General features: G+C 48.3%; 22 protein-coding genes. 18 read left to right on the top strand and 4 right to left on the bottom strand.

The annotated features are described in order from the left end of the window. The first annotated feature begins 1 nt into the window (after position 1). Both rstB and tus read left to right on the top strand, forming a co-directional pair. Positions 2–1,288 (top strand): two-component system sensor histidine kinase RstB, encoded by a 1,287-nt coding sequence (rstB, locus tag EFER_RS07225; protein WP_000732930.1) that lies wholly within the window; start codon positions 2–4, stop codon positions 1,286–1,288. 151 nt (positions 1,289–1,439) lie between these two features. Continuing rightward, positions 1,440–2,369 carry a DNA replication terminus site-binding protein gene (gene tus / locus EFER_RS07220; protein WP_000135172.1) on the top strand — a complete coding sequence of 310 codons (930 nt, stop codon included), beginning with the start codon at positions 1,440–1,442 and terminating at the stop codon, positions 2,367–2,369. Here tus and fumC read toward each other — a convergent pair. Further along, on the bottom strand, positions 2,366–3,769 hold the full coding sequence (gene fumC / locus EFER_RS07215; protein WP_000860012.1) for a class II fumarate hydratase: 1,404 nt from the start codon (positions 3,767–3,769) through the stop codon (positions 2,366–2,368). The two genes, tus and fumC, sit on opposite strands and share 4 nt — an antisense overlap. Before the next feature lie 153 nt (positions 3,770–3,922). Beyond that, entirely contained in the window at positions 3,923–5,569 is a 1,647-nt protein-coding gene (fumB, locus tag EFER_RS07210; protein ID WP_000066617.1) for a class I fumarate hydratase, read from the bottom strand. 195 nt (positions 5,570–5,764) lie between these two features. Here fumB and manA point away from each other — a divergent pair, with 195 nt between their 5' ends. The 4 genes from manA to add all read left to right on the top strand — a co-directional run bounded on the left by manA (position 5,765) and on the right by add (position 11,092). Beyond that, the gene (gene manA / locus EFER_RS07205) at positions 5,765–6,940 is read left to right on the top strand and encodes a mannose-6-phosphate isomerase (RefSeq protein ID WP_001170607.1); all 1,176 of its coding nucleotides are present in this window, start codon (positions 5,765–5,767) and stop codon (positions 6,938–6,940) included. A 101-nt stretch (positions 6,941–7,041) separates the two neighbouring features. After that, positions 7,042–8,544, top strand: coding sequence for a YdgA family protein (locus tag EFER_RS07200; RefSeq protein ID WP_000749394.1), 1,503 nt, complete (start codon positions 7,042–7,044; stop codon positions 8,542–8,544). 265 nt (positions 8,545–8,809) lie between these two features. After that, a complete protein-coding gene (locus EFER_RS07195) occupies positions 8,810–9,982 on the top strand; it encodes a MalY/PatB family protein (protein ID WP_000459339.1) in 1,173 nt (390 codons plus the stop codon). A 105-nt stretch (positions 9,983–10,087) separates the two neighbouring features. Then, on the top strand, positions 10,088–11,092 hold the full coding sequence (add, locus tag EFER_RS07190) for an adenosine deaminase (protein WP_000567462.1): 1,005 nt from the start codon (positions 10,088–10,090) through the stop codon (positions 11,090–11,092). Positions 11,093–11,137: 45 nt separating this feature from the next. Here the strand turns inward: add and EFER_RS07185 are convergent, their stop codons facing one another. After that, positions 11,138–12,178 carry an oxidoreductase gene (locus EFER_RS07185; RefSeq protein WP_001283781.1) on the bottom strand — a complete coding sequence of 347 codons (1,041 nt, stop codon included), beginning with the start codon at positions 12,176–12,178 and terminating at the stop codon, positions 11,138–11,140. Between the two features lie 235 nt (positions 12,179–12,413). Here EFER_RS07185 and blr point away from each other — a divergent pair, with 235 nt between their 5' ends. The 12 genes from blr to gstA all read left to right on the top strand — a co-directional run bounded on the left by blr (position 12,414) and on the right by gstA (position 22,796). Then, positions 12,414–12,539 (top strand): division septum protein Blr, encoded by a 126-nt coding sequence (blr, locus tag EFER_RS07180; protein ID WP_001080815.1) that lies wholly within the window; start codon positions 12,414–12,416, stop codon positions 12,537–12,539. Between the two features lie 272 nt (positions 12,540–12,811). Continuing rightward, positions 12,812–13,027, top strand: coding sequence for a transcription modulator YdgT (gene ydgT, locus EFER_RS07175; protein WP_000217945.1), 216 nt, complete (start codon positions 12,812–12,814; stop codon positions 13,025–13,027). A gap of 91 nt (positions 13,028–13,118) precedes the next feature. After that, positions 13,119–13,559, top strand: coding sequence for a DUF2569 domain-containing protein (locus EFER_RS07170; RefSeq protein WP_000204792.1), 441 nt, complete (start codon positions 13,119–13,121; stop codon positions 13,557–13,559). 76 nt (positions 13,560–13,635) lie between these two features. Next, positions 13,636–14,217, top strand: coding sequence for an electron transport complex subunit RsxA (gene rsxA / locus EFER_RS07165; protein WP_000133195.1), 582 nt, complete (start codon positions 13,636–13,638; stop codon positions 14,215–14,217). Continuing rightward, positions 14,217–14,795, top strand: a complete 579-nt coding sequence (rsxB, locus tag EFER_RS07160; protein ID WP_001092589.1) for an electron transport complex subunit RsxB — start codon at positions 14,217–14,219, stop codon at positions 14,793–14,795. Before rsxA ends, rsxB begins: the two co-directional genes overlap by 1 nt. Then, positions 14,788–16,968, top strand: a complete 2,181-nt coding sequence (gene rsxC, locus EFER_RS07155; RefSeq protein ID WP_000915567.1) for an electron transport complex subunit RsxC — start codon at positions 14,788–14,790, stop codon at positions 16,966–16,968. The genes rsxB and rsxC overlap by 8 nt, the downstream gene beginning before the upstream one ends. Beyond that, positions 16,969–18,027 (top strand): electron transport complex subunit RsxD, encoded by a 1,059-nt coding sequence (rsxD, locus tag EFER_RS07150; protein WP_000231900.1) that lies wholly within the window; start codon positions 16,969–16,971, stop codon positions 18,025–18,027. 3 nt (positions 18,028–18,030) lie between these two features. After that, positions 18,031–18,651, top strand: a complete 621-nt coding sequence (gene rsxG / locus EFER_RS07145) for an electron transport complex subunit RsxG (protein ID WP_000920774.1) — start codon at positions 18,031–18,033, stop codon at positions 18,649–18,651. A gap of 2 nt (positions 18,652–18,653) precedes the next feature. Then, a complete protein-coding gene (locus tag EFER_RS07140; protein WP_001289670.1) occupies positions 18,654–19,346 on the top strand; it encodes an electron transport complex subunit E in 693 nt (230 codons plus the stop codon). After that, positions 19,346–19,981: an endonuclease III gene (nth, locus tag EFER_RS07135; RefSeq protein ID WP_001076952.1), complete on the top strand. Its 636-nt coding sequence runs from the start codon at positions 19,346–19,348 to the stop codon at positions 19,979–19,981. Before EFER_RS07140 ends, nth begins: the two co-directional genes overlap by 1 nt. 600 nt (positions 19,982–20,581) lie before the next feature. Then, on the top strand, positions 20,582–22,087 hold the full coding sequence (dtpA, locus tag EFER_RS07130; RefSeq protein ID WP_000100917.1) for a dipeptide/tripeptide permease DtpA: 1,506 nt from the start codon (positions 20,582–20,584) through the stop codon (positions 22,085–22,087). A gap of 106 nt (positions 22,088–22,193) precedes the next feature. Next, positions 22,194–22,796 (top strand): glutathione transferase GstA, encoded by a 603-nt coding sequence (gstA, locus tag EFER_RS07125; RefSeq protein ID WP_000765731.1) that lies wholly within the window; start codon positions 22,194–22,196, stop codon positions 22,794–22,796. Between the two features lie 89 nt (positions 22,797–22,885). On the opposite strand, the gene pdxY is transcribed toward gstA, so the two are convergent. Next, positions 22,886–23,746 carry a pyridoxal kinase PdxY gene (gene pdxY / locus EFER_RS07120; RefSeq protein WP_000789727.1) on the bottom strand — a complete coding sequence of 287 codons (861 nt, stop codon included), beginning with the start codon at positions 23,744–23,746 and terminating at the stop codon, positions 22,886–22,888. Positions 23,747–23,775: the final 29 nt, after the last annotated feature.

Raw genomic sequence — 23,775 nt, 5'->3', positions numbered from 1 at the left:
TATGAAAAAACTTTTTGTTCAGTTTTATCTGCTTCTCTTCACCTGTTTTCTGGTAATGACCTTGTTAGTGGGGCTGGTATATAAATTCACCGCTGAACGCGCCGGTAAGCAGTCCCTGGATGATTTAATGAAAAGCTCCCTGTATCTGATGCGTAGCGAGCTGCGGGAAATTCCCCCTCGCGAATGGGGAAAAACCTTAAAAGAGATGGACCTGAATCTCTCTTTCGACCTTCGTGTAGAACCATTGCAATATTACCAGCTTGAGCCCCGTGCAATGCAGCGTTTACGCAGTGGTGAAATTGTGGCGCTTGAGGACCAATATACATTTATCCAGCGTATTCCCCGCAGCCACTACGTTCTGGCTGTCGGCCCTGTGCCCTATCTTTATTTCCTGCACCAGATGCGCTTACTTGATGTGGCGCTAATTGCTTTTATCGCCTTCTCTCTCGCCTTTCCGGTGTTTATCTGGATGCGCCCACACTGGCAGGATATGTTGAAGCTGGAAGCGGCAGCGCAACGATTTGGCGAAGGCCATCTGACCGAACGATTGCATTTTGACAGTAACTCCAGTTTTGCCCGCCTTGGCGTGGCCTTTAACCAAATGGCTGACAACATTAACGCTCTGATTGTCAGCAAAAAGCAGCTAATCGATGGTATTGCCCACGAGCTGCGTACCCCTCTGGTACGATTACGCTACAGGCTGGAAATGAGCGATAACCTGAGTGAAGCAGAATCGCTGGCGCTAAATCGCGATATTGGTCAACTGGAGTCATTGATTGAAGAGCTGCTCACTTATGCCCGGCTGGACAGACCGCAAAATGAGCTAAGCCTCAGTGAAGTGGATCTCCCCCACTGGTTAACGACGCATTTGGATGATGTGCAAACCTTGAATCCAGACCATAACATTCGGGTGAAAACGCTGAATACGGCAAATTATGGCGTTCTGGATATGCGGTTAATGGAAAGAGTACTGGATAATTTAGTTAATAATGCCCTGCGTTACTGCTGTTCGACAGTGGAAGTTAGTCTGATACATCAGGGTAACTTCGCAACACTCATTGTTGAAGATGATGGGCCGGGTATCGCCCAGGACGCCCGTGAACATATCTTCGACCCCTTTGTTCGCCTTGATCCCAGCCGTGACCGGAGCACGGGGGGATGTGGTCTGGGATTGGCGATTGTACGCTCCATTGCCCAGGCAATGGGCGGAACGGTCATCTGTGAAGAAAGCGAATCAGGTGGTGCGAAATTTAGTTTCAACTGGCAAGTGTTATCTCTATCAGCCTGAAATAATTCGAATTGCCGGGCAAATTACCTATAGCATGTTGAACACTGCCTGGAAATAAATGCATAAATCCCTGCCAGACCATGACCGCACGGTGGTGATGTCCGGCATGTTGTGATATACATAAAGTATGTTGTAACTAAATGGTGGTTTTATGGCCCGTTACGATCTTGTTGACCGACTCAATACTACTTTTCGTCAAATGGAGCTGGCGCTGGCGACCTTTGTTGCAGAGCTTGAACAGCACAGGTTGCTGATCGCCCGCGTATTTTCATTACCCGAAGTCAAAAAAGAGGATGAACATAACCCACTGGAACAGATCGAGGTAAAACAACATTTGGGAACAGAGGCTGAATCTTTGGCGTTGCGCCATTTTCGCCATTTGTTTATCCAACAACAGTCTGAAAACCGTAGTAGCAAAGCTGCAGTAAGATTGCCCGGAGTCATCTGTTATCAGGTTGATGACAATACTCGTCCCCTGCTTGAAGAACACGTTAAACGCATCAATGAATTAAAAATGGCCTTTGAGCACATTGTCACAGTGGAGTCTGGTTTACCAACAGCAGCGCGTTTTGAGTGGGTACACCGCCACTTGCCAGGTCTCATAACGCTTAACGCTTATCGAACGTTGACGGTTATTAACGATCCGGCGACCTTACGTTTTGGTTGGGCGAACAAACATATTATTAAGAACTTACGACGCGACGACGTACTGGCGCAACTTGAGAAAAGCCTCAAATCACCGCGTAGCGTTTACCCATGGACACGGGAAGAGTGGCAGGCAAAACTGGAACGCGAGTATCAGGATATCGCCTCTCTGCCCCAGGAGGCGAAATTAAAAATTAAACGGCCAGTAAAGGTACAGCCTATTGCCCGCGTCTGGTATAAGGGCGATCAAAAGCAAGTACAACATGCCTGCCCTACGCCGCTTATTGCCTTAATTAATACCGACAATGGTGCCGGGGTGCCGGATATTGGCGAATTACTCAATTACGACGCCGCGAATGTTCAGCATCGCTATAAACCACAGGCGCAGCCGCTTCGTTTAATCATTCCACGACTGCATCTGTATGTAGCTGATTAGTGGTTTTGTTGCATACTTCCAACCATCTGTTCAGGGCGTACCCAACTGTCGAATTCAGCTTCGCTCAGATATCCCAACGCCAGGGCTGCTGCTTTTAATGTCAGCCCTTCTTTGTGGGCTTTTTTGGCAATTTCTGCTGCTTTGTCATAACCAATATGGGTATTCAGAGCGGTAACCAGCATCAGCGATTCATTAAGCAGTTGGTTGATTCGCGCACGATTTGGTTCGATACCCACTGCGCAATGTTGGTTAAAACTTTCCATACCGTCAGCCAGCAAACGTACCGATTGCAGGAAATTGTGGATCACCATTGGGCGGAAGACGTTCAATTCGAAATTACCTGACGCACCGCCCATATTGATAGCGACATCGTTACCCATTACCTGACAACAGAGCATGGTCAATGCTTCGCACTGCGTCGGGTTGACTTTACCTGGCATAATTGAACTGCCAGGTTCGTTTTCAGGAATGGAGATTTCACCGATGCCGCAGCGGGGGCCAGAAGCCAGCCAGCGAACATCGTTGGCAATCTTCATCAGCGAAGCTGCCAGCCCTTTTAACGCGCCGTGTGCCTGCACCAGAGCATCGCAGGTTGCCAGCGCTTCAAATTTGTTCGGCGCGGTAACAAAGGGAGCTGAAGTTAATGACGCCAGTTCCTCCGCCACACGATGAGCATATTCCGGATGTGTGTTCAGCCCCGTGCCAACCGCCGTGCCGCCCAGTGCCAACTCCGCTACGTGAGGCAGGCTGTATTCGATATGCTTAAGGTTATGTTCCAGCATCGCCACCCAGCCGGAAATCTCCTGCCCCAGGGTCAACGGTGTGGCATCTTGCAAATGTGTACGACCAATTTTGACGATATCAGCAAACGCACGTGATTTTTCATTTAAGGTATGTGTAAGCGTTTTAAGCTGCGGAATCAGTTGATTTTGCAGCGACAACAAAGCGGCAACGTGCATGGCAGTGGGAAATACATCATTGGAACTTTGGCTTTTATTTACATCATCGTTAGGATGAACTTTACGTTCCATGCCACGCACACCGCCAAGCAGTTCGCTGGCCCGGTTAGCCAGCACTTCATTCATGTTCATATTGCTTTGTGTACCAGAACCGGTTTGCCAGATAGCCAACGGAAATTCATCACTATGCTTTCCGGCCAGTACTTCATCTGCCGCTTCACAGATGGCGCTTGCTTTTTCTTCTGAGAGCAAACCTAAATCCTGGTTTACTTTAGCCGCTGCACGCTTGGTGAGCGCCAGTGCATGAATCAGTGAAACGGGCATTTTTTCCGTAGATATCCGAAAATGTTCCAGCGAACGTTGGGTTTGTGCGCCCCACAATTTATCTGCCGGAACGTCAATCGCACCCATTGAATCTTTTTCGCTGCGTACTGTTTTCATGGCCTGCTCCTCACCTGATTGTTTATTGCATCTGTTCAGTCATCATTCCCATTACATGTGCTGCGACTCAAATTACTTAGAGCACATACCCAACAAAGTATTTACTATTTAATAACAATAAAAAGCCGCCCCGAAGGACGGCTTACCTGGCGATTACTTGACGCAGCGCGAACACTGCGACATTTGTATCTGTTGGAAGAAGTCATTTCCTTTGTCATCCACAAGGATAAATGCCGGGAAATCTTCGACTTCAATTTTCCAGATAGCTTCCATGCCAAGCTCCGGGTACTCAACACACTCAAGGCTCTTAATGCTGCCCTGGGCCAAGACCGCTGCCGGGCCGCCAATACTGCCGAGGTAGAAGCCACCGTGTTTTTTACAGGCATCTGTTAACTGCTGGCTACGGTTACCTTTGGCCAGCATGATCATGCTGCCACCGTGGGACTGTAACTGATCGACATAAGAGTCCATACGTCCGGCGGTAGTTGGGCCAAGAGATCCTGATGCGTATCCTGCCGGTGTTTTCGCCGGACCTGCATAATAAATTGGGTGATCTTTAATGTACTGTGGCAGACCTTCCCCGTTATCCATACGCTCTTTCAGTTTAGCGTGTGCAATATCACGACCGACAATAATGGTGCCGTTCAGCGATAAGCGCGTTGATACCGGATACTGCGACAACTGAGCGAGGATTTCACTCATCGGACGATTTAAATCAACACGTACGGCCTCACCTTCTCCCGCTTTACGCAGCTCTTCAGGAATGTATTTCCCTGGGTTATGTTCCAGCTTCTCAATCCAGATACCCTGGCGATTGATCTTCGCTTTAATATTACGGTCAGCAGAACATGAGACGCCCATACCAACCGGGCAAGATGCTCCATGGCGTGGCAGACGGATGACACGGATATCATGGGCGAAATATTTACCGCCGAACTGCGCTCCCAGCCCCAGATTCTGTGCTTCGATCAGCAACTCTTTTTCCAGCTCAACATCACGGAATGCCTGACCATGCTCATTCCCTTCCGTTGGTAGCTCGTCATAGTATTTCGCCGACGCCAGTTTCACTGTTTTAAGGTTGGTTTCAGCAGAAGTGCCACCGATAACAAACGCAATATGATAAGGCGGGCAAGCTGCTGTACCCAGTGTGCGCATTTTCTCAACCAGGTAATTTTTCAGTTTCCCCGGTGTCAGTAATGCTTTGGTTTCCTGATAGAGATACGTTTTGTTTGCCGAACCACCACCTTTCGCGATGCAAAGGAATTTATACTCATCACCATCAACCGCGTAGAGATCGATCTGGGCTGGCAGGTTAGTACCGGTGTTCACTTCTTTGTACATATCAAGCGCGGCGTTTTGTGAATAGCGCAGGTTATCTTCAATGTAGGTATCGTACACACCACGTGCCAGCGCAGCTTCATCACCTCCACCAGTCCATACACGCTGACCTTTTTTGCCAACGATAATGGCTGTACCGGTATCCTGGCAGGTTGGCAATACGCCTTTTGCCGCGATATCCGAGTTGCGCAGGAATTGCAGTGCGACATATTTATCGTTTTCACTGGCTTCAGGGTCACGCAAAATATCAGCTACCTGCTGTTGATGGGCAGGACGCAGCATAAATGAGGCATCATGAAACGCCTGTCTCGCCAACAGAGTCAGTGCTTCGGGAGCAACTTTTAAGATCTCCTGTCCTTCAAATTCAGAGACAGTGACATGTTCGCTGGACAGCAGATAGTACTCGGTATCATCTTTCTTGAGTGGAAAAGGAGCCTGATAATGGAAGGGTTTATTTGACATTGTTCTCTCACTTACTGCTCGTTCAGTTTTTTCTCTCAGTATCTTGCGACACTCGTTAAAAACCAGGTAACAGCATCATACACAAATATTTAACAAAAACTGAGACTAGTACGACTTTTTAAGCCCACAGGTTACTTGCCAGAGAATTCTTGCTTTAATAACGCCAACAAATTACACATGAAACAGGGCTTGATAATGCAAAAACTCATTAACTCAGTGCAGAACTATGCCTGGGGAAGTAAAACAGCGTTAACGGATCTTTACGGTATCGCCAACCCATCCCAACAACCGATGGCCGAGTTATGGATGGGCGCACACCCGAAAAGCAGCTCAAAAGTTGAAACATCTGAAGGACAAATCGTCTCACTGCGTGATGTTATTGAGAACGATAAATCAGCCCTGCTTGGGGATGCAGTCGCGGAGCGTTTTGGCGAACTCCCGTTTTTGTTCAAAGTGTTGTGTGCCGCGCAACCGCTCTCTATTCAGGTGCACCCTAACAAACGTAACTCTGAAATCGGCTTTGCCAAAGAAAATGCAGCAGGTATTCCAATGGATGCCGCCGAGCGAAATTATAAAGATCCCAATCATAAACCAGAGTTAGTTTTTGCCCTGACACCGTTCCTTGCAATGAACGCGTTCCGTGAATTCTCTGAGATTGTTTCGTTGCTGCAACCTGTTGCGGGGGCGCATCCGGCAATTGCCCATTTTTTACAGCAACCTGATGCCGAACGTTTAAGTGAACTGTTTGCCGCCCTGCTCAATATGCAGGGAGAGGAAAAATCCCGCGCGCTGGCCATTCTGAAATCGGCACTCGACACTCAGCAGGGTGAACCGTGGCAGACGATTCGCGTGATCGCGCAGTTTTATCCAGATGACAGCGGCCTGTTCTCACCACTGCTGCTCAATGTGGTGAAACTGAATCCTGGTGAAGCCATGTTCCTGTTTGCCGAAACGCCACACGCTTATTTGCAGGGCGTGGCTCTGGAAGTCATGGCCAACTCCGATAACGTATTACGCGCCGGTTTGACACCAAAATATATTGATATTCCTGAGCTGGTTGCCAACGTTAAGTTTGAAGCGAAACCCGCGGGACAATTGTTGACGCAGCCCATCAAAAACGGTCATGAACTTGACTTCCCTATTCCGGTTGAGGATTTTGCGTTTGCTTTGCATGACCTGACGAAAGACGAAGCTGCCGTTAACCAGCAAAGTGCGGCAATCCTGTTCTGCGTTGAAGGTGAAGCCTGTTTGCGCAAAGGTGATCAACAGTTACATCTGAAGCCTGGCGAATCTGCTTTTATAGCCGCAAACGAGTCGCCGGTTTTAGTGAGTGGCAATGGTCGTTTAGCCCGCGTTTACAACAAGCTGTAATGGCATACTGAAATATTTAACAACTCTTGCTAAGCTTATTAAAGGCTTATAACACCACCAGGCGGTATGTTCCGCCTGGTTTCATTTTACGGATAAAAAATATGAAAAAATCGCTGGTAGCGGCAGGCGTTGTTGTAGCACTTGGTCTTATCTGGACAGGTGGTGCATGGTACACGGGGAAAAAACTGGAAACGCATCTGGCGGAGATGGTTAGCCAGGCCAATGCGCAACTCAAGCTCACCGCTCCTGAGGCTAACGTGGAGGTGAGTTATCAAAATTATCAGCGTGGCATTTTCAGTAGCCAGTTACAGTTGGTAGTGAAACCTGAGGCAGGTAAGGTGAGTCCGTGGATTAAAACTGGTCACAGCATCATCCTCGACGAATCTGTTGATCATGGCCCCTTTCCGCTCTCCCAGTTAAAATCGCTCAATCTTATCCCGGCGATGGCATCGGTCAGAACCACTCTGGTCAATAATGAAGTAACTCAACCACTGTTTGAACTCTCTAAAGGCGAAATGCCTTTCGTCGTCAATTCACGTATTAGTTATAGCGGCGATAGCCGTTCAGATATTCATCTGAACTCACTAAATTATGAAAAAGAAGGTGAAAAAGTTGCCTTTAGTGGCGGTGAGTTTCAGGTTAATGCAGACCGGGACGGTAAAGTTATTTCCCTTTCCGGGGAAGCACAAAGCGGCCTGATTGATGCAGTGAATGAATACGACCAAAAAGTTCAGATCACCTTTAACAACCTGAAAACCGAGGGTTCCAGTACACTTGCGGATTTCGGCGAACGAGTGGGTAATCAGCAACTTTCTGTAGACAAAGTAGCCATTTCAGTCGCAGGCAAGGAACTGGCACTACTGGAAGGGATGGAGATTGCGGGTAAATCTGATTTGGTGAACGACGGCAAAACGATCAATAGCCAACTGGACTACTCACTTAAGAGCCTGAAAATGCAGAATCAGGATCTGGGCAGCGGTAAGCTGACTCTTAAAGTGGGTCAGATTGATGGCGCGGCCCTGCACCAGTTTACCCGGCAGTACAATGCCCAGACTCAGGCACTGATGGCACAACCAGAAATCAGCAATAATCCGGAACTCTATCAGCAAAAAGTGACCGAAGCATTTTTTGCTGCTCTGCCGCTGCTGATGAAAGGTGATCCGGTTATTACGATTGCACCACTGAGCTGGAAGAACAGCAAAGGTGAAAGCGCGTTTAATCTGTCGTTGTTCCTCAAAGATCCCACCACCACTACCGAACAGCCTCAAACGTTGGCTCAGGAAGTGGATCGCTCTGTAAAATCTCTGGATGCAAAACTGACCATCCCTGTGGATATGGCAACGGAGTTGATGACTCAGGTGGCAAAACTTGAAGGCTATCAGCAAGATAAGGCTGAAAAATTAGCTCAACAGCAGGTTAATGGATTTTCAGCTGCCGGGCAGATGTTCCGCCTGACGACGTTGAATGACAATACCATCACCACCAGCCTGCAATATGCCAATGGTCAAATTACGCTTAATGGCCAAAAAATGCCGCTGGAAGCGTTCGTTGGCATGTTTGCCATGCCTGCATTATCAGTGCCCGCAGTTCCCGCTCTCCCATAAAGGTAACAGCGCCGGAGAATTTCACTCCGGCGTTCTATCGAATCCCCGCTTTCTCCCGGTAATCAAACAAACGCTGACAATATTCTGACTGCCCTGGTCAGTGATAAATGCGTCACTTCTGAATATTCCGGCACTAAAAGACTATCGCGCCAGCAGTAGAGTGCAGTTTAATCAGCAACTTCTTCAGGTCGTGATTACCCATGTACCGTCAGTCAAAGATGAGATCGTGGGTTTAATGAATACAACTCAAGCTTAAGGACATCATATGTTTGATTTTTCAAAGGAAATTGACAGACGTGGGACCTGGTGTACGCAATGGGACTATATCGCGGATCGTTTTGGTAGTGCAGACCTGCTGCCATTCACCATTTCTGATATGGATTTTGCGACAGCTCCCTGCATCATTGAGGCACTGAATCAGCGCCTGATGCATGGTGTCCTCGGCTACAGTCGCTGGAATAACGATGATTTTCTCTCTGCCATTACCCACTGGTTTGCGACTCGCCATGACACGACTCTTGATCCGCAATCGATAGTTTACGGACCTTCTGTTATCTATATGGTTGCAGAACTGATTCGCCAGTGGTCGGCGCCAGGCGATGGCGTGCTGATTCATACCCCGGCATATGATGCTTTTTATAAAGCGATTGAAGGTAATCAGCGCACCGTTCTGCCCATCTCGCTGGAAAAACAGGCTGATGGCTGGTACTGCGATATGCAGCAACTGGAACGTGAACTGGCCCGTCCGGAATGTAAGGTTATGCTGCTATGCAGTCCACAAAACCCGACAGGAAAAGTGTGGACGCTTGATGAATTACAGACCATGGCTGAGCTCTGTCAGCGCCACGGTGTACGCGTAATTTCTGATGAAATTCACATGGATATGGTGTGGAGTGCGCATCAACATATTCCATGGAGTTATGTTGCTCGCGGAGACTGGGCTTTGCTGACTTCAGGTTCGAAAAGTTTCAATATTCCCGCGTTAACCGGAGCTTATGGAATTATTGAAAGCCGTCAGTGCCGCGAAGCTTATTTGACAGCACTGAAAAGTCGTGATGGACTTTCTTCCCCGGCAGTACTGGCACTCACGGCACATATCGCCGCTTATCAACACGGTGCACCATGGCTTGATGCCTTACGTCAGTATCTCAATGCTAATCTGGATTATGTCGCCGAAGAACTTAACGGCACATTCCCGGAACTCAACTGGCAAACTCCCCACTCCACCTATCTGGCATGGATAGATTTACGTCCGTTAAATATTAATGATGCACTATTGCAGGACAGACTCATTCATCAGCAAAAAATCGCCATTATGCCTGGCTTTACCTATGGTGAAGAAGGACGCGGCTTTATCCGCCTTAATGTTGGATGCCCGCGCGCTAAACTGGAAAAAGGGGTGCAGGGATTAATTAAGGCAATATTGTCACTGCGGTGATTAATGTGTTGCGCAATAGATATATTTATTGCGCAACGTAGATTTTTCCGAAGATTTGTTTTTATAATGGCGCGCACTTTTATATTCAAAATAATGAGTGCAATTATGATTGATACTTCTCTGCCATTAACTGATATCCATCGCCACCTCGACGGTAACATTCGCCCACAAACCATTCTTGAACTTGGTCGTCAACACAATATTGTGCTGCCTGCTGATTCTCTTGAGGCGCTTATCCCCCATGTCCAGGTCACCAGCACTGAACCGGATCTGGTGAGCTTTTTAAGCAAGCTGGATTGGGGGGTAAAAGTCCTGGCATCGCTGGATTCTGTTCGCCGCGTTGCTTTTGAGAATATTGAAGATGCTGCCCGTAATGGTCTGCATTATGTAGAGCTGCGTTTTTCCCCTGGCTATATGGCTATGACTCACCAGTTGCCCGTTGCCGGGGTGGTGGAAGCGGTCATTGCTGGTGTTCAGGAAGGGTGTAAAACTTTTGGTGTCGAAGCTCGCCTGATTGGCATAATGAGCCGTACTTTTGGTGAAGCTGCTTGTCTGCAGGAACTTGAAGCGCTTTTAGCCCATCGGGATCACATTACTGCGCTGGATTTAGCCGGTGACGAACTTGGCTTCCCTGGTAGTCTGTTCCTCTCTCATTTTAACCGTGCCCGCGACGCTGGCTGGCGTATTACTGTTCATGCTGGTGAAGCTGCTGGAGCCGAAAGTATTTGGCAGGCGATCCGTGAACTGGGTGCCGAACGTATTGGTCACGGCGTTAAAGCCATTGAGGATCGGGCGCTGATGGATTTTCTGGCGGAACAGCGGATCGGAATTGAGTCCTGTCTGACATCAAATATTCAGACCAGCACCGTCTCTTCTCTGAGTGTGCATCCTCTTAAAACTTTTCTTGAACACGGTATTCTTGCCAGCCTGAATACGGATGATCCCGGCGTTCAGGGGGTTGATATTATTCATGAATATAATATAGCAGCGCCTGCAGCCGGGTTATCCCGCGAGCAGATTCGCCAGGCGCAAATAAACGGTCTGGAAATCGCTTTCCTGAGCGATGCAGAGAAAAAAGCCCTGCGTGCGAAAGTCGCTGCAGGACAATAACCACATGTTACAGACCGGCTTTGTTGCCGGTCTGTTCGTTTAAGATTATGCCAGAGAAAGTGTCGCCCGATGCTTCGCTGATTCAATGCCCAGCTCGATCAACTCCATAATTTGGATCGCCTGACTGGCCGGTACTGGATTTTCCCCTTCACCTTTTAGCGCATCACGAATAGCAGCATAATACGCCGGATAATTGCCGGGGATTGTCAGCAACGTCTCTTCTACCCGTGCATCACCTTCGACGCGTGTCAGCACACCGTCACGCATATCATAGCCCCAGTCTTCCTGTGGCAGTCGTTCGCCGTTTTTCAATCTCTCTTCCTGAGGGTCAAGTCCATATTTCACATAACTACCACGGGAACCGTGAACGATATAACGGGCGGATTCTGCCGCTGCCAGCATAGTGCCGTGGAGAATCACTCGCCGCTGTGGATACGACAAAATGGCATGAAAATAATCGGTGGATTGCGCACCAGGGCGCAGTTGCGCAAGGTCAACCGTCAGACTGACAGGCAGACCAAACAGATTAATTGCCTGATCCAGTAAATGTGGCCCTAAATCGTACCAGATACCGCTCCCCGGACCGCCTTGCTCACGCCAGCGATCACGAACTTGCGGGCGGAAACGGTCAAAGTGAGATTCAAAATAAGCCACTTCACCCAGTGTGCCTTCGGCCAATAACGCTTTCAACGTCAGGAAATCACTATCCCATCGACGGTTATGAAAGACCGAAAGTACCCTTCCAAGGCTGCGCGCCAGGGAATCCAGCTCGCGAGCTTGTGACAGTGTCACGGTGAATGGCTTATCAACAATCACGTGTTTACCCGCTTCCAGCGCAGCTTTCGCCAGAGGGAAATGGGTATCGTTTGGCGTCGGGATTACAATTAAATCAAGATGAGGATCGTTAAACAGATGTTTCGGTTCTGAAACAACAGTAACTGTCGGCCAGTCCACCTTAACTTTTGCTTCATCACTACTTGATACCGCTGCCAGTTCCAGACCTGGAGTACCTGCAATCAAAGGGGCATGGAACGTTTTACTGGCATAGCCATAACCGATTAATCCTACCCTGATTCTGTCGCTCATCTTCTGACCTCTTTGTGCGAAACGTAGTTATTTACACCATCTCACCAACTGCCACAACAGATTACTCGCGGTGTCACCAGTGAATAAGGTTTAACTTAAGTCAATGAAATATTACAAAGTGCCTGTTTCAGATGAAAAAACCGCTAAAATCAACATGCACCAACTTGCTGATAAGCCCATTGCTCAGTAATATTCGTACCCTGTATATTGAAAATCTTAGTCGAAGTAATCCGCGATGAATCGTTTAATTGAATTAACCGGTTGGGTTGTATTAGTGATTTCTGTCATTCTGTTAGGCGTAGCCAGTCATATTGATAACTATCAACCACCTGAGCAAACAACAGCGGTACAAAAGAAATAAAGGTGACCACGAGATTTCTTTCGCCTGGCTCGCAGCCGGTTGTACAATATGCAACAGAATGTGTCACTGAATTCGGATAATAATATTTATCACTACGTCTTTAATGATTGTCAGTAACGGGTATGCAGGATATTCTTTGTTCGATTTTGTCGAGTATTTTTTCATTATCGCTACCTATTTCATTGCTGGCTGTTGAATAATTTTTGTGGTTATTTTGCCGTTCCCGGAGTCAATCCTACCTCTTTAGTATTAATTTTAATATGGAACCTTCTATGACTGTACAGGACTATTTATTAAAATTTCGTAAAATCAGTTCGCTTGAAAGTCTTGAAAAACTGTTTGACCATCTTAATTATACCCTTACCGATGATCATGAAATAATCAATATGTACCGTGCTGCTGACCATCGTCGTGCAGAACTGGTCTCTGGTGGTCGTCTGTACGATATCGGCAAAGTGCCGCAATCCGTCTGGCACTACGTGCAATAATAAAGAAAGTAGCGATCATCATTGAAAGCGATATAATAATCGGCTCAAATGATTTGGTACGCCTGTTAGCTTTAGCACATCCGGAGAAATTATGACCTCAACACCGGCACAACGTATCGGCGGCTGGTTGCTTGCACCATTAGCCTGGCTCTTAGTGGCATTGCTGAGTGTTTCACTGGCTATGATGCTTTACGCAATGGCTTTGGCGTCACCGCAAACGTTGAAAATGCTGGGCGAACAAGGCTCAACCAGTCTGGCGTTATGGGCCGCCTCCTTTATTACCGCCATTGGCATGTGGTATTACACATTGTGGTTGACAATCGCTTTCTTTAAACGCCGTCGATGTGTACCAAAACACTATATTATCTGGCTGCTTATCTCTGTGCTGTTGGCTGTAAAAGCATTTGCCTTTTCACCAGCTGCTGACTCTTTGGTTGTACGTCAGTTACTGTTTTCACTACTTGCGACGGCTTTATTCGTCCCCTATTTCAAACGCTCGGCTCGTGTTACAGCAACGTTTGTGAACCCGTAATAACCTTACAGTTAACCTGTTGTCGCCTGATGTGGATTAACGGATAATAGGCGGCTTTTTTATTTCAGGCCGAAAAATGACTGATTACTTGCTACTGTTTGTCGGGACTGTACTGGTCAATAACTTTGTACTGGTGAAGTTTCTTGGCCTTTGTCCGTTCATGGGCGTTTCCAAAAAGCTGGAAACGGCAATGGGTATGGGACTGGCAACGACCTTTGTGATGACGCTTGCCTCCATTTGCGCATGGCTCATCGATACCTGGATTCTGATTCCGCTCAATCTGATTTATCTGCGCACGCTGGCGTTTATATTGGTTATCGCTGTGGTGGTGCAGTTTACTGAGATGGTGGTACGTAAAACCAGCCCGGTGCTTTACCGTTTGCTGGGGATTTTTCTCCCACTTATCACCACTAACTGCGCGGTGCTGGGTGTGGCGTTGTTGAATATTAATCTCGGGCACAATTTCCTGCAGTCAGCGTTGTACGGTTTTTCTGCTGCGGTGGGCTTTTCGCTGGTTATGGTATTGTTCGCCGCTATTCGCGAACGTCTGGCCGTTGCAAACGTTCCGGCACCATTTCGCGGTAACGCCATTGCGCTGATTACTGCTGGTTTAATGTCTCTGGCCTTTATGGGCTTCAGTGGTTTGGTGAAGTTGTAATGAATACTATCTGGATTGCCGTTGCCGCCATAAGCCTGTTAGGCCTGGCGTTTGGCGCCATTCTGGGTTATGCCTCCCGCCGTTTTGCAGTGGAAGATGATCCGGTCGTTGAAAAAATCGACGAAATTTTACCGCAAAGCCAGTGTGGGCAGTGCGGTTATCCAGGCTGTCGCCCTTATGCTGAAGCTATCAGTTGCAATGGCGAAAAAATTAACCGCTGTGCGCCAGGTGGTGAAGCGGTTATGTTGAAAATTTCTGAATTGTTAAATGTCGAACCGCAACCTATTGATGGCGAAGAGCAGGAACTCGCGCCAGCACGAGTGGTGGCGGTGATTGACGAAAATAATTGCATTGGCTGCACCAAATGTATTCAGGCCTGCCCGGTAGATGCCATCGTCGGTGCTACCCGCGCAATGCATACCGTCATGAGTGACCTCTGTACTGGCTGCAATTTGTGCGTTGATCCTTGTCCGACGCAGTGCATCTCTTTACAGCCTGTTGCTGAAACGCCTGACAGTTGGAAGTGGGATCTGAACACGATTCCTGTTCGCATCATTCCAGTGGAACACCATGCTTAAGTTATTCTCTGCCTTTAAAAAAAATAAGATCTGGGACTTTAATGGTGGCATTCATCCACCAGAAATGAAAAGCCAGTCTAACGGCACACCGTTGCGCCAGGTTCCGCTGGCGCAACGTTTTGTTATGCCCCTAAAACAACATATAGGTGCTGAGGGAGAATTGTGCGTGAGTGTGGGTGATCATGTTTTACGTGGTCAGCCTTTAACGCGTGGCCGCGGGAAAATGCTGCCCATACATGCTCCGACTTCCGGCACCGTGGTCGCCATTGCCCCCCACTCCACGGCACATCCTTCTGCGCTGGCTGAATTAAGCGTGATTATTGATGCTGATGGCGAAGATCGCTGGATTGAACGTGATGGCTGGCTGGATTATCGCAATCACAGCCGCGAGGAGTTAATTGCGCGTATTCATCAATTTGGCGTGGCGGGTCTCGGCGGTGCAGGCTTCCCGACTGGCGTTAAATTGCAAGGCGGTGGCGATAAAATTGAAACGCTGATTATTAACGCCGCCGAATGTGAGCCATATATCACTGCTGATGATCGTCTGATGCAGGATTGTGCCGCACAAGTTGTGGAAGGTATCCGCATTCTTGCGCATATCCTCCAGCCTCGTGAAGTGTTGATCGGCATTGAAGATAATAAACCGCAGGCTATTTCCATGCTGCGTGCAGTTCTTGCTGATTCACATGACATATCGCTGCGGGTAATCCCAACCAAGTATCCTTCTGGCGGTGCCAAACAGTTGACATATATTCTGACGGGCAAACAAGTGCCGCATGGCGGTCGTTCCTCAGATATTGGCGTGTTAATGCAAAACGTCGGTACGGCTTACGCGGTGAAACGCGCCGTCATTGACGGAGAGCCGATCACCGAACGCGTGGTCACACTTACTGGTGAGGCCGTCAGCCGTCCGGGTAATGTATGGGCACGGCTGGGAACGCCTGTAAAGCATCTGCTAACCGATGCCGGATTTTGCCCTTCAGCCGACCAGATGGTAATTATGGGCGGGCCATTAATGGGCTTTACTCTTCCCTGGCTGGATGTGCCTGTTGTCAAAATTACCAACTGTCTGTTAGCCCCTTCAGCTTCGGAACTCGGCGAACCGCAAGAAGAACAAGGTTGTATTCGTTGCAGCTCGTGCGCCGACGCCTGTCCGGCAGATTTACTGCCACAACAGTTATATTGGTTTAGCAAAGGTCAGCAACACGATAAAGCCACTGCGCACAATATTGCCGACTGTATTGAATGTGGTGCCTGCGCCTGGGTTTGTCCGAGTAATATTCCGCTGGTGCAATATTTTCGTCAGGAAAAGGCAGAGATTGCCGCAATTCGCCAGGAAGAACGACGTGCAGCTGAAGCCAAAGCACGATTCGAAGCAAGGCAGGCACGTCTGGAGCGTGAAAAAGCTGCGCGTCTTGAACGGCATAAAAAAGCAGCAGTTCAACCTGCAGAGAAAGATAAAGACGCCATTGCGGCAGCTCTTGCCAGAGTGAAAGAGAAACAAACGCAAGCGACACAACCGATTATCATTAAAGCGGGTGAACGTCCGGATAACAGCGCTATTATCGCAGCACGAGAAGCACGTAAAGCGCAGGCCAGAGCAAAGCAGGCGCAAATTCTACAAGCCGATGAATCACCATCAACAGCCGATCCGCGTAAAGCCGCTGTTGAGGCTGCTATTGCCCGAGCTAAAGCACGTAAGCAGGAACAACAAGCTGTCACTGATACCAGTGCTAACGAAACGGTCGATCCACGCAAAGCCGCTGTTGAAGCAGCTATCGCCCGTGCCAAAGCACGTAAACAGCAACAGCAAGCCTCTGCTAATACCAGTGCTAACGAAACGGTCGATCCACGCAAAGCCGCGGTTGAGGCAGCTATCGCCCGTGCCAAAGCTCGCAAACAAGAACAACAAGCTGCTGCTAATACCAGTGATAACGAAACGGTTGATCCACGCAAAGCCGCGGTTGAAGCAGCTATCGCCCGTGCCAAAGCACGTAAACAGCAACAGCAAGCCGCCGCTAATACAAGTGATAACGAAACGGTTGAACCGCGCAATACCACAGCAGCAAACGGCGAAGAAGTGGTTGATCCACGTAAAGCTGCAATCGCTGCAGCTATCGCGCGGGCGCAAGCCAAAAAAGCAGCACAGCAAAAGGTAGTTAACGAGGACTAAATGGTATTCAGAATCGCAAGCTCCCCCTATACCCATAACCAACGGCAAACTTCACGGATTATGCTGTTGGTATTGCTGGCCGCTATTCCTGGTATTGCGACACAATTGTGGTTCTTTGGCTGGGGCACACTTGTCCAGATCATATTGGCTGTCATTAGCGCCCTTTCAGCTGAAGCTCTGGTGTTAAAACTGAGAAATCAGCCAATTGCCGCCATTCTGAAAGATAATTCAGCACTACTGACCGGTTTGCTGTTAGCTGTAAGTATTCCGCCTCTCGCACCGTGGTGGATGGTAGTTCTCGGTACGGTCTTTGCGGTAATTATCGCCAAGCAACTTTACGGCGGTCTGGGGCAGAATCCGTTCAACCCGGCAATGATCGGTTATGTTGTTTTGCTGATCTCTTTCCCGGTCCAGATGACCAACTGGCTCCCCCCCTATGAAATTGCAGCAACCGTACCGGGCATGGCAGACACGTTACAGGTGATTTTCACCGGACATACCACCAGCGGTGGTGATATGAGTACACTGCGAATGGGTATTGATGGAATCAGCCAGGCGACACCCTTAGATACGCTGAAAACTTCGTTACATTCTGGTCGCTCCGTTGAACAGATCATGCAGTATCCCATCTTTAGCGGCATGTTGGCAGGTGCTGGCTGGCAGTGGGTTAACCTCGCATGGCTGGCTGGCGGTGTATGGTTACTTGCGATTAAAGTTATCCGCTGGCATATCCCGGTAAGTTTTCTGGTGTCACTGGCGCTGTGCGCGACACTCGGTTGGTTGTTTGCACCTGAATCGCTCGCGTCGCCACAAATTCATATGCTTTCCGGCGCGACGATGTTGGGGGCATTTTTTATTCTTACCGATCCCGTCACCGCCTCTACTACCAATCGTGGACGCTTAATTTTCGGCGCTCTGGCGGGTGTGCTCGTCTGGCTTATTCGTAGCTTTGGTGGCTATCCCGATGGTGTGGCATTTGCTGTCCTGCTGGCGAATATTACCGTTCCTCTGATCGATTACTACACGCGCCCGCGCGTTTACGGACACCGGAAAGGATAAATCATGCTGAAAACGATTCGAAAACATGGCATCACTCTGGCCCTGTTTGCTGCCGGGTCAGCAGGATTAACCGCAGCCATCAACCAGATGACCAAATCGACCATCGCTGAACAAGCCGCCATCCAGCAAAAGGCGTTATTTGATCAAGTATTACCCGCAGATCACTACAATAACCGCCTGACTGAGAGTTGTTATCTGGTTAATGCGCCTGAACTGGGTAAAGGCGAACACCGCGTTTATATTGCTAAACAAGATGATCAACCTGTCGCTGCGGTACTGGAGGCGACTGCACCTGATGGTTATTCCGGCGCTATTCAGTTACTCGTTGGCGCCGATTTCAGTGGTACCATTCTCGGCACCCGTGTTACTGAACATCATGAAACACCTGGTCTTGGTGACAAAATTGAGCGGCGTCTCTCCGACTGGATCACTTTTTTTGCGGGAAAAAAAATTGACGGCGCAGATGACCGTCGTTGGGCAGTAAAAAAAGATGGTGGTGAATTTGACCAGTTCACTGGTGCAACCATCACACCGCGTGCTGTCGTAAACGCGGTCAAACGAGCCGGACTGTACGCCCAACAGTTGCCAGAACAACTTCCTCAACTTACCGCCTGTGGAGAATAACAATGAGCGAAATTAAAGATGTCATTGTCCAGGGATTGTGGAAAAACAACTCTGCTCTGGTGCAGCTGCTCGGCATGTGTCCTTTATTGGCGGTCACTTCTACAGCGACAAACGCGCTTGGATTAGGGCTGGCAACGACGCTGGTGCTGACTCTAACCAATCTGACGATTTCGACGCTACGTCGTTGGACACCAACAGAGATCCGTATCCCGATTTATGTCATGATCATCGCTTCGGTGGTAAGCGCAGTGCAAATGTTGATCAACGCCTATGCATTTGGTCTTTATCAGTCGCTGGGGATCTTTATTCCGCTTATTGTTACGAACTGTATCGTCGTTGGTCGTGCAGAAGCCTTTGCGGCGAAAAAAGGCCCTGCACTTTCGGCACTGGATGGTTTTGCAATTGGAATGGGGGCAACTGGCGCAATGTTTGTTCTCGGCGCCATGCGTGAAATTATTGGTAATGGCACGTTGTTTGATGGCGCCGATGCGCTACTGGGCAATTGGGCCAAAGTCTTACGTGTCGAAATTTTCCATACCGATTCCCCTTTCCTGCTGGCAATGTTGCCGCCAGGTGCGTTTATCGGCCTTGGACTAATGCTGGCAGGTAAATATCTTATCGATGAAAAAATGAAAAAGCGCCGTGCAAAAACTGTTGTGAATGAAATACCAGCAGGCGAAACAGGGAAAGTCTGATGAATCAAACTAAAAGAGTGGAGATCCTCACGCGCCTGCGTGATAACAATCCACATCCAACAACTGAACTCAATTTTTCTTCACCGTTTGAACTGTTAATCGCAGTACTACTTTCAGCCCAGGCGACGGATGTCAGCGTTAATAAAGCCACAGCAAAGCTCTATCCAGTTGCTAATACGCCCGCTGCGATGCTGGAGTTGGGTGTTGAAGGCCTGAAGTCATATATCAAAACTATCGGCTTATTCAACACTAAAGCAGAAAATGTGATTAAGACCTGCCGTATTCTGCTGGAGAAACATAACGGTGAAGTACCAGAAGATCGCGCGGCACTGGAAGCTTTGCCTGGTGTGGGCAGAAAAACGGCCAATGTAGTGCTCAATACCGCTTTCGGCTGGCCGACTATCGCGGTTGATACTCATATTTTCCGCGTCTGTAACCGTACGCAGTTTGCGCCAGGTAAAAATGTCGAACAGGTGGAAGAGAAGCTGCTGAAAGTAGTACCAGCGGAGTTCAAAGTAGATTGTCACCACTGGCTTATTTTGCATGGTCGTTATACCTGCATCGCCCGTAAACCACGCTGCGGCTCATGTATCATTGAAGATCTTTGTGAATACAAAGAGAAAGTCGATATTTGATACCTCGCGGGGCGTGCTCACGCGCCCCGACGTCACTCCCCCTGCTATTGCTCTCATCTGGTTAATGATGCCGCTTCGTTACCTCTTCATCAGACAATCTGCTGGTGATTAACCACGTTTGCAGGTTGATAGTTCTTTTAATAGCGAAATTTTCTATCTATATGTGACTCAAATCACAATGTACTACTGGTGTTAAAAAAAAGGGTGATTCCGGTGAAATCCTGAAATGAATAATCATCTGTAAGATTTTTTATACAAAAGATTACACTGGCTATTAGCCACTTGCTGGCCTATATCACTATGTTTTGCGTAACCAAGCAAAATATAATTCCATTCCAAGCATTACCTTAACCAACTTGCAGAGTAAAAAACTGCCATTGCGGAAATGAAAAAATTTAACGCTGGATAACATTTGAGGTAACCGAGGAATCATCCATCCATGATAAATGTAACGGATTATTACAAAAGACTTGTCTGAAAATGTAATCCAGGGAACATTACCTGCCGTTTCCCCTCCCACTATAACAATGCACGAATGTACTGACGGCATAACGTGCCAGAACACCCCCGTTAATATGGGATGTAAAAAAAGAGGTTAAAGTGTCAACTGCAAACAATAAACCAACTGAAAGCGTGAGTTTGAACGCTTTCAAACAACCTAAGGCGTTCTATCTCATCTTCTCGATTGAGCTCTGGGAACGTTTCGGTTACTACGGCCTGCAAGGAATTATGGCTGTTTACCTGGTTAAACAACTGGGTATGTCTGAAGCGGATTCGATCACCCTGTTCTCCTCATTTAGTGCTCTCGTTTACGGTCTGGTCGCTATCGGCGGCTGGTTGGGCGACAAAGTACTGGGTACTAAGCGTGTCATCATGCTTGGTGCAATCGTTCTGGCTATCGGTTATGGGCTTGTTGCATGGTCCGGGCACGATGTCGGTGTTGTCTATATGGGTATGGCAGCAATCGCTGTGGGTAACGGCTTGTTTAAAGCTAACCCATCCTCCCTGCTTTCTACCTGCTATGCGAAAGATGATCCGCGTCTGGACGGTGCATTTACCATGTACTATATGTCCGTCAACATCGGTTCTTTCTTCTCCATGCTGGCAACACCATGGCTGGCTGACCGGTATGGCTGGAGCGTAGCATTCGCACTGAGCGTAGTGGGCCTGATTATTACCATCGTTAACTTCGCTTTCTGCCAACGTTGGGTTAAACAGTACGGTTCCAAACCTGACTTCGCGCCAGTTAACTACCGTAACCTGTTGCTGACCATCATCGGTGTTATTGCACTGATCGCGATCGCTACCTGGCTGCTGCACAACCAGGAAATTGCACGCATGGCACTGGGCGTTGTTGCTCTGGGTATCGTCTTTATCTTTGGTAAAGAAGCTATCGCCATGAAAGGTGCTGCACGTCGTAAAATGATCGTTGCATTCATCCTGATGCTAGAAGCCATTATCTTCTTCGTGCTTTATAGCCAGATGCCAACGTCACTGAACTTCTTTGCGATTCGTAACGTTGAACACACCATTCTGGGCATGACGGTTGTACCTGAACAGTACCAGGCACTTAACCCGTTCTGGATCATCATTGGTAGCCCTATTCTGGCCGCTCTGTATAACAAGATGGGCGATACTCTGCCGATGCCAACTAAGTTCGCTATCGGTATGGTGATGTGCTCCGGTGCGTTCCTGATCCTGCCACTGGGTGCAAAATTCGCCACTGACGCGGGTATCGTTTCCTCTGGCTGGCTGGTGGCAAGCTACGGCCTGCAGAGTATCGGTGAACTGATGATTTCTGGTCTGGGTCTGGCAATGGTTGCTCAGCTCGTTCCACAGCGTCTGATGGGCTTTATTATGGGTAGCTGGTTCCTGACCACTGCCGGTGCCAACATCATTGGCGGTTATGTTGCCAACATGATGGCTGTACCAGAAAATGTTTCCGATCCACTGATGTCTCTGGAAGTCTATGGTCGCGTATTTATGCAGATCGGTATCGTTACTGCGGTAATTGCTGTCCTGATGCTGCTGACTGCTCCGAAACTGAATCGTATGACTCAGGACGATTCAGATGACAAAAAAGCATCTAAAACTGCGACTGCGTAAGTTTTAAGGGAAACGCTTTTTTAAGCCGCTAACTTTGCGTTAGCGGCTTTTTTTTTACCCATTTGCGCACTACCATGATCTTTCAATCAGTCAAAAGGAGTTAGCGATGAAACTGTTTTACAAACCCGGCGCCTGTTCACTGGCTTCTCATATCACCCTTCGTGAGAGTGGTAAGGATTTCACTCTGGAGTGTGTGGATTTACAGAACAAACGCCTGGAAAATGGCGATGACTACTTCGCTGTCAATCCAAAAGGTCAGGTTCCGGCACTGCTGCTTGATGAAGGTGCGCTACTCACCGAAGGCGTTGCTATTATGCAATACCTGGCAGACCTTGTGCCTGATCATCAATTACTGGCCCCTGTTAATACCCTTGCCCGCCAGACCATCGAATGGCTGAATTACATTGCCACTGAGCTACACAAAGGCTTCACGCCACTGTTTCGTCCTGATACACCGGAAGAGTTTAAGCCATCCGTGCGTGCGCAGCTTGAAAAGAAACTGCACTACATTGACGATGCGCTAAAAGATGACCAGTGGATTTGTGGCGCACGTTTCACCATTGCCGATGCTTACCTGTTCACAGTTTTGCGTTGGGCATATGGCGTTAAGCTGAATATGGAAGGTTTAGATCATATCGCTTCATATATGACGCGAATGGCAGAACGCCCGAAAGTTAAAGCGGCACTGTCAGCGGAAGGATTAAAGTAAACGTTAACGCCAGATGGCGAGATAAATCACTTATCCGGTTCTGTTGATGCACTCTCAGACCGGATAAGTGTTTTGAATAGCGACAAAAATTAAAGCTGTGTCGCACTGAAATAATGTTCAGGTTTAGCAATGCGATCCTGAGCTGCGACAACTTGCAGTTCATACTCCTGCATTGCTTTCGTTGTCAGCATAATTTCATACACTGCAGCAGTGACATGTTCCAGCGCCTGTTGTAGGGTCGCGCCTTGCAACAGTTTCACCAGGAGTAAGCCGCTGGTTACATCGCCAACACCAACAGGCTGGCGTGCGCCAAAATCAACCAGAGGGCGACTGATATGCCAGGCTTCGTCTGCGGTGACCAATAACATTTCAAAGCGATCAGCACTATAACCTGCACGAGCCAAATGTTTTACCAAAACGATCTGCGGCCCTTTGGCAATTAGTTCACGTGCCGCAGCGACTGCTTCGGCAACATTATGAACCGGATGTTCGCAAAGAATTTCCAGCTCAACCAGATTCGGGGCAATAATATCGCTTGCTGGCAGAGAGTATCTGACATGGAATTCCGCCACACCAGGGGCAACAATACACCCTTTTTCCGGGTGCCCCATGACCGGATCGCAGAAATATTTTGCCTGCGGATTAGCCTCTTTCACCTGGCGTACAATACCAAGAATATGTTCGCCCTGCTCGGCTGAACCAAGATAACCGCTTAATACAGCATCGCATGTTTGCAATTTGTTAATTGCGGCAATGCCCTGAACGATTTCGGTTAAATGGCTGGGAGGCATTACACAACCCGTCCATTTACCATATTGCGTGTGGTTTGAAAATTGTACGGTATTTAACGGCCAGACATTAGCGCCCAGGCGGCGCATCGGAAATTCTGCAGCGCTATTACCAGCATGACCAAAGACAACGTGAGATTGAATGGCGAGAATATTCTTCATTTTTGTACCTGAACAAATAAATAAGGGAG

The organism is Escherichia fergusonii ATCC 35469, from assembly GCF_000026225.1.
Taxonomy (GTDB): Bacteria; Pseudomonadota; Gammaproteobacteria; order Enterobacterales; family Enterobacteriaceae; genus Escherichia; species Escherichia fergusonii.
The sequence above is the reverse complement of the archived record's forward strand: the minus strand, read 5'-3'. Positions and strand labels throughout refer to the sequence as shown.